The sequence below is a fragment of the Actinotalea caeni genome (assembly GCF_009733795.1).
GTDB lineage: Bacteria > Actinomycetota > Actinomycetes > Actinomycetales > Beutenbergiaceae > Pseudactinotalea > Pseudactinotalea caeni.
In genome coordinates this window covers 176,175-189,801 of sequence record NZ_WNXX01000002.1, presented here as the reverse complement: position 1 = coordinate 189,801, position 13,627 = coordinate 176,175, and the positions used below count along the sequence as shown (strand labels likewise).

Sequence of the window (13,627 nt, the reverse complement as noted above, 5' to 3'; positions counted from 1 at the left end):
CGCGCCGATAGGCCGCCCATCCCGAACGAGCCCTGCCGTCGAGAACGAGTGGCACACCCCTCGTCCTCGACGGCAGGGCTTCGTGCTTCGACGGCAGAACCGCCCCCGAGCGACGTCGGGTCCGCGAGGGCGCTACAGCTTCGTGACCGGGGAGTACCGCAGCAGCAGCCGCTTGGTGCCCGAGTCGCCGAAGTCGATCTTCGCGACGGCGTTGGCGCCGCTGCTCTCGATCGCGACCACCCGGCCCATGCCGTAGGCGTCGTGCGTGACGCGGTCGCCGACCTCGAGGTTCGGCACATCGGCGCGCGGCGTCGCGGAACCGAACTTCGGGGCGTCGGGCGAGGGCGGCACGGCCTCCTTGCGGGCGCGCCGCTCGGCGAGCCGCGAGGTGCGCGGGCCCGTCGAGCCGTAGCCGCCCGTGAACGAGCCGCCGCGGTAGCGCTGCATCGAGGACTCGCGCCGCTTCCAGTCGATCAGCTCCTCCGGCACGTCGGCGAGGAACCGCGACTCGGGCAGCTCGTTCGGCATCCCGAAGGCGGTCCGCACCGCGGCCCGCGAGACGTAGAGCCGCTCGCGCGCCCGGGTGAGCGCGACGTAGGCGAGGCGCCGCTCCTCCGCGAGCTCGTCGGCGTCGGCGAGGCTGCGCTGGTGCGGGAACGTGCCGTCCTCCAGACCGGTCACGAACACCACCGGGAACTCCAACCCCTTGGCCGTGTGCACGGTCATCAGCGTGATGACGCCGGACTCCCCCGCGCCCTCGGGGATCTGGTCGGCGTCGGCGACCAGCGCCACCCGCTCGAGGAAGTCGCCCAGGTCGCCCTCGGGATCGGTCTCGGCGAACTCGGCCGCGACCGCGTGCAGCTCGGCGAGGTTCTCCACGCGGCTGGCGTCCTGCGGGTCCTCGCTCGCGCGCAGCTCGCGCAGGTAGCCGGACTCCTCCAGCACGGTGTCGAGCAGCTCGGCAGGCGTCGCGCCGGCGGCGGCCATGCCGCGCAGCCGGTCGAGCATCGCCGCGAACTCCTTGACGGTCGCCGCCGCACGCGGCGCCAGCCCGAGGATGTCGTCGGCCTGCCCGACGGCGGCACCGAAGCTGATCCGCTCGCGCTCGGCGTGCGCGGTGATCATCGCCTCGCTGCGCTCCCCCAGCCCGCGCTTGGGCACGTTGAGGATGCGTCGGATGTTGACGGCGTCGTCGGGGTTGGCGATCGCACGCAGGTAGGCGATCGCGTCCTTGATCTCGCGCCGCTCGTAGAACCGGGTGCCGCCGACCACCTTGTACGGCAGCCCGACCCGCACGAGCACCTCCTCGAGCGCGCGCGACTGGGCGTTGGTGCGGTAGAAGATCGCGACGTCGCCGGGCTTGACGCCGTCGGAGTCGGCGAGCCGATCGATCTCGGAGGCGATGAAGCGCGCCTCCTCGTGCTCGTTGTCCGCGACGTAGCCGACGATCTTCGGCCCGGCGCCGGAGTCGGTCCACAGGTTCTTGCGCTTGCGGCCGGGGTTGCGGGCGATGACGGCGTTCGCGGCGGACAGGATCGTCTGCGTCGAGCGGTAGTTCTGCTCGAGCAGGATCGTGGCGGCGTCCGGGTAGTCGGTCTCGAACTCGATGATGTTGCGGATCGTGGCGCCGCGGAAGGCGTAGATCGACTGGTCGGCGTCGCCGACGACCGTCAGCTCCGCGGGCTCGACGCCCTCGGTCGCCCAGGACCCGTCGGGTCGCATCCCGACCAGCTCACGCACCAGCACGTACTGCGCGTGGTTGGTGTCCTGGTACTCGTCGACGAGCACGTGCCGGAACCGGCGCCGGTAGTGCTCCGCGACGTCCGGGAACGCCTGGAGCATGTGCACCGTCGTCATGATGAGGTCGTCGAAGTCGAGCGCGTGCGCCTGCCGCAGCCGCTCGCTGTAGCGCTTGTAGGCCGCCGCGAGGTTCTGCTCGAACGGGTTGCTGCCGACCGTCGCTGCGTAGGCGTCGGCGTCGACCAGCTCGTTCTTGAGGTCGGAGACCCGATGGCTGAACGCCTTGGGCGGGTAGCGCTTGGGGTCGAGGTCGAGCTCGCGGCACACCAGCGTCATCAGGCGCTGGGAGTCCGCGGCGTCGTAGATCGAGAAGCTCGAGCGCAGCCCGATCGTCTTCGCCTCCCGGCGCAGGATCCGCACGCATGCCGAGTGGAACGTCGAGACCCACATGCTGCGGGCGCGCGGCCCCACCAGCTCCTCGACCCGTTCGCGCATCTCGGCCGCGGCCTTGTTGGTGAACGTGATCGCCAGCACCTCGCCGGGCTTCGCGCGCCCGGTCGCGAGCAGGTAGGCGATGCGGTGCGTGAGCACCCGGGTCTTGCCGGAGCCGGCGCCCGCGATGATCAGCAGCTGCCCGCCCTCGTGGGTGACCGCCTGCTTCTGGGGCGGGTTGAGACCCTCCAGCAGCGCCTCGGCGACCAGCGAGCCGCCGCGGCGGGAATCGGCACCGTCCGTACCGTCGGTGCCGTCGTCACCACCCTCGCGGGGCGGCACGACGCGCGGCAGGTGGGACTCGACGTCGGGCCGCGGGCCGGACTCGAGACCAGGGAGCGGGAGGTCGCTGAAGAGAGAGGTCATCGCGCCGCCCAGCCTAGGCGCTGGCGGCGACGCTAGCCCCGGCCGCGCTCAGCCCTGCAGCAACGACTGCGCGCCGTCGATCCACACCTCGGTGCCGCTGATGTGGCTGGCGGCGTCGGAGGCGAGGAACGCCACCAGCTCGCCGACCTGCTCCGAGGTGCCCGGCTTCTTCCCGGTGAGCGGGATCGGGCCGCGCGGGAACTCGACCGGGATCTTGACGTCCTCGTTGCGGGCGTCGGTGTTGTCGGAGATCTCGGTGTCGATCGCGCCCGGGCAGATGACGTTGACGCGGATCCCCCGCGGCCCCAGCTCGACCGCGAGCATCTTCGCGATCGCGATCTGGCCGGCCTTCGAGGCCGAGTACGCCGTCGCGCCGCTGTTGGAGAAGATCCTCGACCCGTTGACCGAGGACGTCACCACGACCGAGCCGCCGCGCCGCATGTGCGGCACCGCCGCCTTGATCGTCACGAACGTGCCCACCAGGTTGATCTCGATCGTGGAGCGGAAGTCGTCGACCGTGAGCTCGTCGATGCCTGCCCAGGTGCCGTTGACGCCCGCGTTGGCGACGACGACGTCGAGCCCGCCGAGCTGCTCGACCGTCACGCGCACGGCCTCGTTGACGGCCCCCTCCTCGGCGACATCCGCCACGGCGGTGATCGCCGTCCCACCCGCGTCGCGGATGCTCTGGGCCACCTCCTCGAGCTGGTCGGCCGTGCGGCCCACGAGCGTCACCGCAGCACCGCGCTCGGCGAGCAGCAGCGCCGAGGCCTTCCCGATGCCGGACCCTGCGCCCGTCACCAGCGCGACCTTGCCCTCCATGGCTCCTCCTTGCGTGTGGGTGCTCCCACCGTAGGGGGCGAGCGCGCACGGGCACGAGGGGGTCGGCGGGGGTCGGGAGCATCCACCGATCCGGGGATGCCGCACCTCGCGGGCCGCTCCTAGCGTCACGAGCATGACCACGACGAGCAGCTCGGCGCCCACCCGCACGCGTGCGCGGCGCGACCCGGCCCCCGACCTGGCGAGAGGCGCGATGCTGCTGGCCATCGCGCTCGCCAACGTGATGATCTACCTCTACGACCACCCCTACGGGCTGCGGCACCACGTCGTCACCGACGGTGCGCTGGATCCGCTGGTCACCGGGCTGCTGACCGCGACCGTCGACGCCCGCGCCTACCCGATGTTCGCCGCGCTGTACGGGTACGGGCTGGCGCGGATCGTGGCGACGCGGCGGGAGCGTGGCTGGTCGGAGGCGGGCGTGCGCGGCTACCTGCGGCGCCGAGGGCTCGGCCTGGTGCTGCTCGGCGCGCTGCACGCCGCCCTGGCGTTCTCCGGCGACATCCTCGGCTGGTACGGGCTGCTCGGGGTGCTGCTCGCGGGTGCGTCGGCGCGTTGGTCCGACCGACGGCTGCTCGTCGTGGCGGCGGCGACCCTGCCCGTGGCCGTGGTCGTGCAGGGCATCGTCTACGCCGACCCGCGGGTGCGCACCGAGCGCGAGCTGTTCTGGTCGATGGCGATCGAGGAGCCGCTGGAGGCGCTGCTGTGGCGCGGCGTCGAGTGGCTGATGACCCCGTTCGGCCTCCTCGCCGTCGTGCCAGCGCTGCTGGTCGGCGTCGTCGCCGGACGGCGCGACCTCCTCGGCGACGTCGCGTCCCGACGGCGCCCCCTCCTCGCCGCCGCGGTCGTCGGTGTGGCCGTGGGCTGGCTGGGCGGTCTGCCGATGGCGCTCGCGACCGGTGGTGCGGTCGCGCTGCCGGCCGGGAGCGAGGCGTGGTTCTCCGGGCTGCACGTCCTCAGCGGCGTGGCGTGCGGGCTCGGCTACGCGGCGCTGGCCGGGTGGCTGTGCACGCACGGCCGCCTCGTGCGGTCCTGGGCGGGGCGGGCGCTGCGCGCGACCGGCGCGCGCTCGCTCACGTGCTACCTCGCCCAGAGCGTGGTGCTGGCCCCGCTGCTGTCGGCCTGGGCGCTCGGGCTGGGCGCCCGGCTCGGCACCGCGGCCGCCGCCGGGGTCGCGGCCCTCACGTGGGTGGCGACCGTGGTGCTCGCGGTCGCGCTGGAGCGCGCCGGACGATCCGGACCGGCGGAGCGGCTGCTGCGCTGGTTCGCCCGGCCGCAGGCTGCCACGATCGGACCATGACCTCGCACGAGGCGTCGGCGCCCGTCACCCGGATGTGGCTGGCGCTGCCCTACGTGCTGGTGGTGGCGTCGGCGACCCTGGTCGCGGTGCGCGAGCAGCCGCGGCTGCCGCTGCTGCTCGGGCTGTGCGCGGCGCTGCTGGCGTGGCACACCTGGTGGGCGGTGCTGCACCCGGGCTGGCTGGAGAGCCGGACGGTCCCGATGCTCGTGTACTTCGTCGGTCTGGTCGCCGCCTCGGCGGCGCTGTTCAGGCTGTCGTTCACGTTCCTGCTCGTCTACCTGGTCTGCTTCGCGCTGGCGTTCGTCGCGCTGCCCGGCGGCTGGGCCTACCTCGGGGTGGCGCTGACCGCGGCGGCGATGCTCGGGATCCCCGGACTGCTCACACCGGCCGTCGAGAACGTCGTCGTCACGCTCGCGGGTGGTGTCGTCGCCGCCGTCGCCGGCTGGTCGATCCGCGCGGTCGAGGACGAGTCGGCGGGCAGGCGGGCCGCGCTCGCCGAGCTCGCGCGCACCAACGCCGACCTCGAGCGTGCGCTGCGCCGCAACGCCGACCTGCAGGCGGAGCTCGTCGAGAACGCCCACCAGCGCGGGGTCGCGCGCGAGCGGACCCGGATCGCCGCCGAGATCCACGACACGCTCGCGGCCGACCTCGCGGGCGTCGTCGCCCAGCTCGAGGCCCTGCTCGCCGAGGCAGGGCCGGGCGGCACGGTCACCGACCGGGTCGAGCGGAGCCTCGCGCTCGCCCGTTCCGCGCTCCGGCAGGCACGGACGTCGGTGACGAGCATGCGAGCCCTCACCCCTGGCGACGGTCTCGCCGAGGCGCTCGACCGGCTGGTGCGACAGCACGCGGCGACCGCCGACGCACGGCTGCGCCTCGTCGTCGACGGCGAGGTGAGCGCGCTCCCGGACACGACCGCCGACGCGCTGCTGCGCGTCGCGGGCGAGGCGGTGCGCAACGCGCTGCGGCACGCCGACGCCTGCACGGTCACGGTGACGCTGTCGTTCCTCGGCGAGGCGGTGTGCGTCGACGTCGTCGACGACGGGCGGGGCTTCGACCCCGACGCCGCCCACGGCGGCAGCGGCCTGGCGATCATGGCCGAGCGGATGGACGCCGTCGGCGGGCGCCTGGAGATCGCCGCCGCCCCGGGCCGCGGCGCGACGGTGACGATGCTCGCCCCGACCGAGCCCGGGGCGATCTCGTGATCCGGGTCGTGGTCGTCGACGACCACCCGGTGGTGCGCGACGGCGTGCGCGGCCAGCTCGCGGTCGCCGCGGACGTCGAGGTCGTGGGCGAGGCGGCGTCGACCTCCGAGGCGCTCGCCGTGCTGGCGGCCACGCCGTGCGACGTGCTGCTCGCCGACCTGCGCCTGCCCGACGCCGAGCCCGGGACCCTGGTGCGGCGGGCGCGTGCCGAGCACCCCGATCTCGTGGTGCTCGTGCTCAGCACCTACGCGACGCCCGCCGACGTCCGCACCGCGCTCGACGCCGGCGCCGACGGCTACCTCGTCAAGGACACCGGGCGTGCCGAGCTGCTCGACGCCGTGCGCACGGCCCGTCACGGCGGCCGGCTGCTCGGGCGGTCGGTGCCGGACCCCGGCGCCGGGCCTGCGGCGCCGAGCCCGCGCGAGCTGGAGGTGCTGCGGCTGGTCGCCGCCGGGCTGACCAACCGGCAGATCGCCACCCGGCTGCGCCTGGGCGAGGCGACGGTCAAGACCCACCTCCAGCACGTGTGCGCCAAGCTCGGCGCCCTCGACCGCGCCTCGGCGGTCGCGGCCGGGTACCGCGCGGGGCTGCTGGACCCGGCGCGGGAGATCTGAGCCGTCGGCGTGGCCGCCCGGCGATCAGGTCAGCAGCACCGCGAGCACCCAGGCGCCCACCGCGACCATCGCGCCCGCCAGCTCGACGAGGATCGTCACGCCGGTCGCGCGGATCGCGGCCTTGGTCGAGGCCCACGCCTTCCTGCGGTCGTGCAGCCGCAGCTGCTCGGCGAGGTAGACGCCGAGCACGAACAGCAGCGGCAGCCCGACGACCGGGAGGAGGAAGAACCCGACGACGCCGAGCGCACCGCCGACGACGAGCGTGCGGTTGGGCACGGCGGCCCGCTTGAGACCGCGGCCGGCGAGCACGTACTTGCCCACCCAGGCGAGGGCGACGGCGACGACGGCCACCGCGAGCACGAGCCACGCGACCCCGGTCTGGGTCTCGGTGGCCCACAGCAGCACGCCGGCGAGCACGAGCAGGGTGCCGGGCAGCACCTGCACGACGACCCCGACCAGGCCGACGAGCATGATCGCCGCGCACAGCAGCTCGAACGCCGTCACGGGCTCAGTGTGCCGCGCGGCACGACCGCGCGGGGCGCGACGCCGCGTCCCCGCGGGTCCGGGTCAGCGGGTCAGCGCCAGAGCACCGCGAGCGCGACGTTGAGCGCCACCAGGCCCGCGATCGCGCCGAGGTAGCCGTTGGTGACCTCCTCCTGCTTGCGGCCGCGCCACACGAGGACGGCGACCACGATCGCGACGAGGAGCTTGACGCCGATCTTCACGTTGTTGACGTGGTCGTCGCCCATCTCCAGCACGCCGACCATGAGCACGCCCGTGACGAGCGCGGTCAGGATCCCGTGCCAGGCACCGGCCGGCACCGTCCGGCTGCGCATCGAGGCGACCACGCCGCCGAGCACGATCGCCCAGCCGATGAGGTGCAGGACCAGCAGAACACCGTGAACGATCTCCATGACCGAGACGTTACCGCTTCCCGACAGCCTGTCGCGAATCATTCGCGCCGTCGTTCGCGGTCGGGACCCGCCGTCCCGCGACCCGGCGCGCGTGGTCGAGCGCGTGCAGGCGGTCGGAGACCGCGCGCGTCGACGCGCTGGGCGGCAGGGCGAGCGCCGCGGACAGCGCCAGCGCCTCCCCCGCCCGCGCCAGGTCCTGGTGCCGCATCGCCTGCGTGAGCGCGAGGTCGCGCACCAGTGGCGTGAGCCGCTCCTTGTCCGGCTCCGCCGCGGCGTCGAAGGCCGGCAGCCAGTGGCTGGTGTCGTCGTCGACGAGCGCGCGGAACCGGTGCCAGCCACGCGGGACCGTGGCGGCCGGAACCGCCGCCGGCAGGTCGGCGCGCAGCGCGGCCGCGCACAGGAAGCCCATGACGAGGGCCGTGTGGTAGGACATCGCCCGCGCGTAGCGGGTGCGCTCGGCACCGTCGAGGCGTGCGAGCCGCTCCGGGTCGACGTTGCCGCACGGCAGCAGCCCGACCTCGTCCTCGACGTCGGCGAGCAGCCGGAACGCGAACGCGGCCGCCGGGCTCCACGGGACCCGCAGCAGCGGCCACGCCATCAGCAGCTCGCCGACGAGGTCGTAGTCGCCGTGGTCGAGGTAGCGGGCGAGGAGCCCCTCGACGTCGGCGAGCACCGATCGCGGGTCGCGCAGCAGCGCGGCGTCGGGCGGCCGGCGGCCGAGATCGGTGACGTAGAAGAGCATGTGGGTCAGCCCGTAGGCGTCCTCGCGCGACTCCGAGCGCAGGTCGAGCGGCCGCTCGAGGGTGGAGCCGCGCAGCTGCGGCGGCCCGGCCGCACGCAGCCGCGGCCACAGCGAGCACAGCCACCGACGCTCGGCGAGCACCGTGGCCGGCTGGTCGACCGCGTGCCGCAGGACGGCGGCGCACCGCTGGGCGGCGAGGTCGTCGACGGCGCCGTCGTGGCTGCCGAGCCGCTCCAGCAGCACGTGCGGCACGGCCCGCTTGACGACCATCTCGGGCCGCAGCGCCATGTCGGCCAGCGCGCGCCGCGAGCGCGCCCGCGGCGCGAGGCGGTCGACGAGCCCGCGCACCGCGGCGTCCGCCCCCGGTGCGAGGCCGTGCGCGACGTGGGCGAGCATCGCCGCCTCGGCCACGACCTTCTCCGGGCCGAACGAGAGCACCGGACGCTCGCCGTCCTCGTAGCCGTCGTCGCCGAAGTCGTCGACGACCACGCACGCGAGCTCGAGCGCGCCGACGAGCCGCCCGACCGGTCCGCGGATCTCCCAGGCCCCGCCGTCCGGGGACACCGGCCGGCCCGGCGCGTGCGCGAGCCGACCGGCGCCTCCCCGATCCGTGCCGGGCCGTGGCGTCGTGGTCACGAGCCCTGCCGTGTGCCGACGGCCTACGCCGACGACCGCGGGACGTCGACGGCGTCGTTCAGCGCCGCCATGTCGCCCAGGTTCTTGAAGACCCGACCCAGGTCGTCCGCGCGGAGGAAGCACGCGAGCATGTTGAACTTCCCGAACGCGAACCCGTGCAGGCCCGTGTCGCGCAGCGTGAGCTCGGGACCGATCTCGGCCAGGAACTTCCCGGCCGCCTCGAAGTCCACCGCGCCGGAGCCCACGAACCGCTCGGCGATCCTGTCGTGCATGTCCTCGCCCATACCCACTCCTCGAGTCGTGCCGGAGTCGCCCGGCGCCGGAGGCCGGCGAGCGTCGGTCTCATCGGTGAGGACACCGCGCGGCGACGTCCTGATACACGCGGGGCGGCGCTAGGAGCGAGCGACCACCGCGCGCTCGTAGAGGTCGTCGGCCACCTGCAGCACGTCGGGCCACGCGACGGCGGGCGCGACGCCTGCGTTGGTGCGGCGGGTGCTCGCGAGCAGGTCGGGCTCCGACGCGAGGCGCACGAGCGCGTCGGTGATGCCGGCGTCGGACGGCACGAGGAACCCGTTGACGCCGTCCTCGACGAACTCGCTCAGCCCGGTGCCGGACCGGCCCACGACGACCAGCCCGGCGGCACGCGCCTCGAGCGCGGCGATCCCGAAGGCCTCCAGCACCGCGGGCGCGACGAACACGTCCTGGTCGCGGTAGAGCGTCGGCAGCACCGCCCGGGGCACCTTGCCGACGATCGTCACGACGTCGTCGAGCCGGCGCGCGGCGACGTCGGCGCGGACCTGCGACTCGCTCGGGCCGCCGCCGACGAGCGTCAACGCGACCCGCGGCGTGCCGTCGGGGTTGCGCCCCAGCCGCTCGCTCGCGCGCGCCACCGCGGAGATCAGCGGCGTCGTGCGCTTGCGCGGGGCCAGCCGCTGCGTCGCGACCACGCGCAGCGTGCCGGGGTGCGACCGCTCGACCGGGTGCGCGGCCGCGGCACGCCAGGGCTCGAGGTCCAGCCCGTTGGGCAGCACCGACACGTCGCCGCGGCCCAGCGCGTCCGCGACCCGCTCGGCGGCGACGGTGCTGACGGCACTCGGCGCGAACGGCGCGTCGTCCCACCCGGTGGCGCGGGCCCCGGCCGCGACGAGGCTCTCGACGCCGTCGAGCATGCAGTGCCAGGTGATCGCGAGCGGCAGCCCGAGCGACCGGGCCGCGCGGGCGCCGTCGTACGCGAACGGCGAGACGACCCCGGCGTGCACGTGCACGACGTCGGGCTTGAGCAGCTTGAGGGCGCGCCGCACCAGCCACAGGCCGCGCGGGTGCACCGGGAGCCCGAAGGTCGTGCGGGAGGCGAGCCGGTGCACGCGCAGCCCGGGGGCGTCGGTCGTGCTCGCGCGGTAGCGGCTGCGGCCCTGCATCTGCGCGCCGCGCTCGAGCGCGGTCGCGGTGAGCACGTGGACGGCGTCGCCCCGGCGGGCCTGGTGCGTCGCCAGGTCCTGCACCTGGCTCTCGATGCCCCCGACCCGCGGCGCGTAGCAGTCGGAGACGTGGACGATCCGCACGGCCCGAAGCCTACGTCAGCGCCCCGGGACCGACGGCGTGGCCGTCACTCCCACTCGATCGTGCCCGGCGGCTTGCTCGTCACGTCGAGGACGACGCGGTTGACGTCGGGGACCTCGTTGGTGATGCGGGTCGAGATCCGGGCAAGCACCTCGTACGGCAGCCGGGTCCAGTCGGCGGTCATCGCGTCCTCGCTGGAGACCGGCCGCAGCACGATCGGGTGGCCGTAGGTGCGGCCGTCGCCCTGCACGCCGACCGAGCGCACGTCCGCGAGCAGCACCACGGGGCACTGCCAGATGTCGCGGTCCAGGCCGGCGGCCGTGAGCTCGTGGCGGGCGATCGCGTCGGCGGCGCGCAGGGTCTCCAGGCGCTCCGCCGTCACCTCGCCGACGATCCGGATGCCCAGCCCTGGGCCGGGGAACGGCTGCCGCCACACGATCGCCTCGGGCACGCCGAGCTCGAGCCCGACCGCCCGCACCTCGTCCTTGAACAGCGTGCGCAGCGGCTCGACGAGCTCGAACTGCAGGTCGTCCGGGAGGCCGCCGACGTTGTGGTGGGACTTGATGTTCGCCGCGCCCTCGCCGCCGCCGGACTCCACCACGTCGGGGTAGAGAGTGCCCTGCACGAGGAACCGCACCTCGCCGGAGCCCGCGCCCTCGTGCGCCTCGGCCACGACCTCGCGCGCGGCCTGCTCGAAGACGCGGATGAACTCGCGACCGATGATCTTGCGCTTGGTCTCGGGGTCGGTCACGCCCGCGAGCGCGCTGAGGAACCGCTCGCGCGCGTCGACGACCTTGAGGGTGACGCCGGTCGATGCCACGAAGTCGACCTCGACCTGCTCCGCCTCGCCCTCGCGCAGCAGCCCGTGGTCGACGAACACGCAGGTCAGCTGGTCGCCGACGGCGCGGTGCACCAGCGCGGCGGCCACCGAGGAGTCGACGCCGCCGGAGAGGCCGCAGATGACGCGGGCGTCGCCCACCTGGGCGCGGATCGCCTCGACCTGCTCGGCGATGACGTTCCCGGGCGTCCAGTCCGGGGTGAGCCCGGCGCCGTCGTACAGGAAGTTCGTCAGCGTGTCCTGACCCAGCGCGGAGTGCTTGACCTCGGGGTGCCACTGGATCCCGAACAGCCGTCGGTTGCGGTCCTCGAACGCCGCCACCGGCGAGCCGGGCGAGGTTGCGAGCACCTCGAACCCCTCGGGCGCGGCCTGCACCGCGTCGCCGTGGGACATCCAGGTCGTCTGGTCCGGCGGCGAGCCCTTGAGCAGCACACCCTCCGCGGCGACCTCGACCTCGGTGCCGCCGTACTCGCGGGTGCCGGTCTGCGCGACCGTGCCGCCGAGCGCGTCGGCCATCGCCTGGAAGCCGTAGCAGATGCCCAGCACCGGCACCCCGGCCTCGAACAGCGCGGGGTCGACGCGCGGCGCACCCTCGGCGTAGACCGACGACGGCCCGCCCGAGAGGATGATCGCCGCCGGCTCCTTGGCGAGCATGTCCGCGACCGGCATCGAGTGCGGGACGATCTCGGAGTACACCTTCGCCTCCCGCACCCGGCGGGCGATCAGCTGGGCGTACTGGGCGCCGAAGTCGACGACGAGGACGGGGCGGTGCAGCTCGGCGGGCGACGTCACCCCGTCAGGATAGAGGTCCCGGCCTCACCCGCGGCCGCGCGACGTGACGCCCGCCTCGTCCGGGCCGCTCAGCCGGCCCGCGCGGCCTCGACCTGCGCGACGCGGTCCTCGAACCACCGGTGCGCCCGCCGCTCCATGACGAACGACAGCACCGGCACGACGCCCCCCGCGATGAGCGCGAGGATGCGCCCGAAGGACCAGCGCATGCGCGACCAGAGGTCGAACACCGTGACCGCGTAGATCACGTAGATCCAGCCGTGCACGATCGCGATCCACGACCCGATGACGCCGCGCGGCTCGCCCGAGGCGTCGACGCCGTTCACCTGCAGCACGTACTTGAGCAGCATCTCCACGCACAGCAGCAGCAGGAACGACCCGGTGACGAACGCCATCACCCGGTAGCGGCCGAACGCCGTCCGCGCGCGGGGCACGTCGAGGGTCGGGGCGGCGGGCTGGGTGGTCTGCTCGGGTCCGGGCGCGGTGCTCACGCCGCCATTGTCCCCCGGTCCGACCCCTGGCTCGCCGACGAGGCCTCATGATGGCGTCATGGTCCGCCTCCGCACCGTCTCGCCGAGCATGCCGGGCTGGACCCGACGCCGTCAGGGCCGCGGGTTCGCCTACCTCGGCGCCGACGGTCGCCCGCTGCCGCCGGAGGACGTCGAGCGCATCCGTGCGCTCGTCATCCCGCCGGCCTGGCGCGACGTGTGGATCTGCCCGTTCCCCCACGGCCACCTGCAGGCGGTCGGCACCGACGACGCCGGGCGGCGGCAGTACCTCTACCACCCGCAGTGGCGGCTCAAGCGGGACCGGATGAAGTTCGACCGGGTGCTCGCCGCCGCCGAGCGGATGGAGAAGGCGCGACGGCGCATCACGGCCGACCTCGCGCTCTCGGGCATGCCGCTGGAGCGCTCGACGGCGGTCGCGGCACGGCTGCTCGACGTCGGTGCCTTCCGCATCGGCAACGACGTCTACGCCGAGGCGGGCAGCTTCGGCCTGACGACGCTGGAACGCCGGCACGTGCGCCAGCGCAACGGCGTGCTGGTGTTCTCCTTCACCGGCAAGTCCGGCATCGAGCACACGATCGAGATCGCCGACCCGGAGGTCTCCGAGGCGCTGCGGGCGATGCGCCGGCGCCGCAGCGGGGAGCGGCTGCTGGCCTACCAGCAGCGTCGCCGCTGGCTGGACCTCGTCGCCGACGACGTCAACGGCTACCTGCGCGACCTCTTCGACGGCGACCTCACCGCCAAGGACTTCCGCACGTGGCACGGGACCGTGCTGGCGGCGACCGAGCTCGCGCTCACCGACGAGCCCGGCACGTCCGAGGCGTCGCGCAAGCGGGCCGTGCGCGCCGCCGTCCAGCAGGTCGCCGACTACCTGGGCAACACCCCGACCGTGGCGCGCAGCTCCTACATCGACCCGCGCGTGATCGACCTGTACAGCAACGGCACGACGATCGGCGAGGCCGCCCGGAAGCGGCACCGCACCCCCGAGAGCCGCCGGCGCGCCCTCGAGCGGGCCGTGCTGGAGATGCTGGCGGGGTGACGCTCGTCACCACCGGCCGCGGCGAGCGATAACACGTCGTCTCGCGCGTGCGCGC

13 protein-coding genes are annotated in these 13,627 nt (G+C 74.4%); 4 read left to right on the top strand and 9 right to left on the bottom strand.

What is annotated here, in order from left to right:
- Window positions 1–132: 132 nt before the first annotated feature.
- Both pcrA and GPA02_RS02740 read right to left on the bottom strand, forming a co-directional pair.
- Window positions 133–2,598 (bottom strand): DNA helicase PcrA, encoded by a 2,466-nt coding sequence (gene pcrA / locus GPA02_RS02745; RefSeq protein WP_156198316.1) that lies wholly within the window; start codon window positions 2,596–2,598, stop codon window positions 133–135.
- Between the two features lie 48 nt (window positions 2,599–2,646).
- On the bottom strand, window positions 2,647–3,417 hold the full coding sequence (locus GPA02_RS02740) for an SDR family oxidoreductase (protein ID WP_156198315.1): 771 nt from the start codon (window positions 3,415–3,417) through the stop codon (window positions 2,647–2,649).
- Window positions 3,418–3,550: 133 nt separating this feature from the next.
- Between GPA02_RS02740 and GPA02_RS02735 the strand changes: the two genes are divergently transcribed.
- The 3 genes from GPA02_RS02735 to GPA02_RS02725 are packed head-to-tail and all read left to right on the top strand — an operon-like array spanning window position 3,551 to window position 6,548.
- Entirely contained in the window at window positions 3,551–4,732 is a 1,182-nt protein-coding gene (locus GPA02_RS02735; RefSeq protein ID WP_156198314.1) for a DUF418 domain-containing protein, read from the top strand.
- Window positions 4,729–5,934 (top strand): sensor histidine kinase, encoded by a 1,206-nt coding sequence (locus GPA02_RS02730; protein WP_156198313.1) that lies wholly within the window; start codon window positions 4,729–4,731, stop codon window positions 5,932–5,934. The genes GPA02_RS02735 and GPA02_RS02730 overlap by 4 nt, the downstream gene beginning before the upstream one ends.
- Entirely contained in the window at window positions 5,931–6,548 is a 618-nt protein-coding gene (locus GPA02_RS02725) for a response regulator (RefSeq protein WP_156198312.1), read from the top strand. The genes GPA02_RS02730 and GPA02_RS02725 overlap by 4 nt, the downstream gene beginning before the upstream one ends.
- Window positions 6,549–6,572: 24 nt before the next feature.
- On the opposite strand, the gene GPA02_RS02720 is transcribed toward GPA02_RS02725, so the two are convergent.
- From GPA02_RS02720 to GPA02_RS02690, 7 genes are all read right to left on the bottom strand, one after another.
- Entirely contained in the window at window positions 6,573–7,052 is a 480-nt protein-coding gene (locus GPA02_RS02720) for a DUF456 domain-containing protein (protein ID WP_240133834.1), read from the bottom strand.
- Window positions 7,053–7,123: 71 nt separating this feature from the next.
- Window positions 7,124–7,462: a hypothetical protein gene (locus GPA02_RS02715; RefSeq protein WP_156198311.1), complete on the bottom strand. Its 339-nt coding sequence runs from the start codon at window positions 7,460–7,462 to the stop codon at window positions 7,124–7,126.
- A 10-nt stretch (window positions 7,463–7,472) separates the two neighbouring features.
- A complete protein-coding gene (locus GPA02_RS02710) occupies window positions 7,473–8,840 on the bottom strand; it encodes a DUF6895 family protein (protein WP_156198310.1) in 1,368 nt (455 codons plus the stop codon).
- 23 nt (window positions 8,841–8,863) lie between these two features.
- Window positions 8,864–9,124 (bottom strand): hypothetical protein, encoded by a 261-nt coding sequence (locus GPA02_RS02705; RefSeq protein WP_156198309.1) that lies wholly within the window; start codon window positions 9,122–9,124, stop codon window positions 8,864–8,866.
- A 108-nt stretch (window positions 9,125–9,232) separates the two neighbouring features.
- Complete coding sequence (locus GPA02_RS02700) at window positions 9,233–10,402, bottom strand: glycosyltransferase family 4 protein (RefSeq protein ID WP_156198308.1); 1,170 nt, start codon at window positions 10,400–10,402, stop codon at window positions 9,233–9,235.
- Between the two features lie 44 nt (window positions 10,403–10,446).
- Entirely contained in the window at window positions 10,447–12,030 is a 1,584-nt protein-coding gene (guaA, locus tag GPA02_RS02695) for a glutamine-hydrolyzing GMP synthase (protein ID WP_156198307.1), read from the bottom strand.
- 68 nt (window positions 12,031–12,098) lie between these two features.
- Window positions 12,099–12,518: a DUF3817 domain-containing protein gene (locus GPA02_RS02690; protein WP_240133833.1), complete on the bottom strand. Its 420-nt coding sequence runs from the start codon at window positions 12,516–12,518 to the stop codon at window positions 12,099–12,101.
- 58 nt (window positions 12,519–12,576) lie between these two features.
- Between GPA02_RS02690 and GPA02_RS02685 the strand changes: the two genes are divergently transcribed.
- The gene (locus GPA02_RS02685) at window positions 12,577–13,572 is read left to right on the top strand and encodes a DNA topoisomerase IB (protein WP_156198306.1); all 996 of its coding nucleotides are present in this window, start codon (window positions 12,577–12,579) and stop codon (window positions 13,570–13,572) included.
- The last annotated feature ends 55 nt before the right edge of the window (window positions 13,573–13,627 follow it).

Coding starts and splice junctions, on each gene's coding strand:
- GPA02_RS02740 (WP_156198315.1), bottom strand. CDS start 3,417: ATGGAGGGCAAGGTCGCGCTGGTGACGGGCGCAGGGTCCGGCATCGGG.
- GPA02_RS02715 (WP_156198311.1), bottom strand. CDS start 7,462: ATGGAGATCGTTCACGGTGTTCTGCTGGTCCTGCACCTCATCGGCTGG.
- pcrA (WP_156198316.1), bottom strand. CDS start 2,598: ATGACCTCTCTCTTCAGCGACCTCCCGCTCCCTGGTCTCGAGTCCGGC.
- GPA02_RS02705 (WP_156198309.1), bottom strand. CDS start 9,124: ATGGGCGAGGACATGCACGACAGGATCGCCGAGCGGTTCGTGGGCTCC.
- GPA02_RS02730 (WP_156198313.1), top strand. CDS start 4,729: ATGACCTCGCACGAGGCGTCGGCGCCCGTCACCCGGATGTGGCTGGCG.
- GPA02_RS02685 (WP_156198306.1), top strand. CDS start 12,577: ATGGTCCGCCTCCGCACCGTCTCGCCGAGCATGCCGGGCTGGACCCGA.
- GPA02_RS02735 (WP_156198314.1), top strand. CDS start 3,551: ATGACCACGACGAGCAGCTCGGCGCCCACCCGCACGCGTGCGCGGCGC.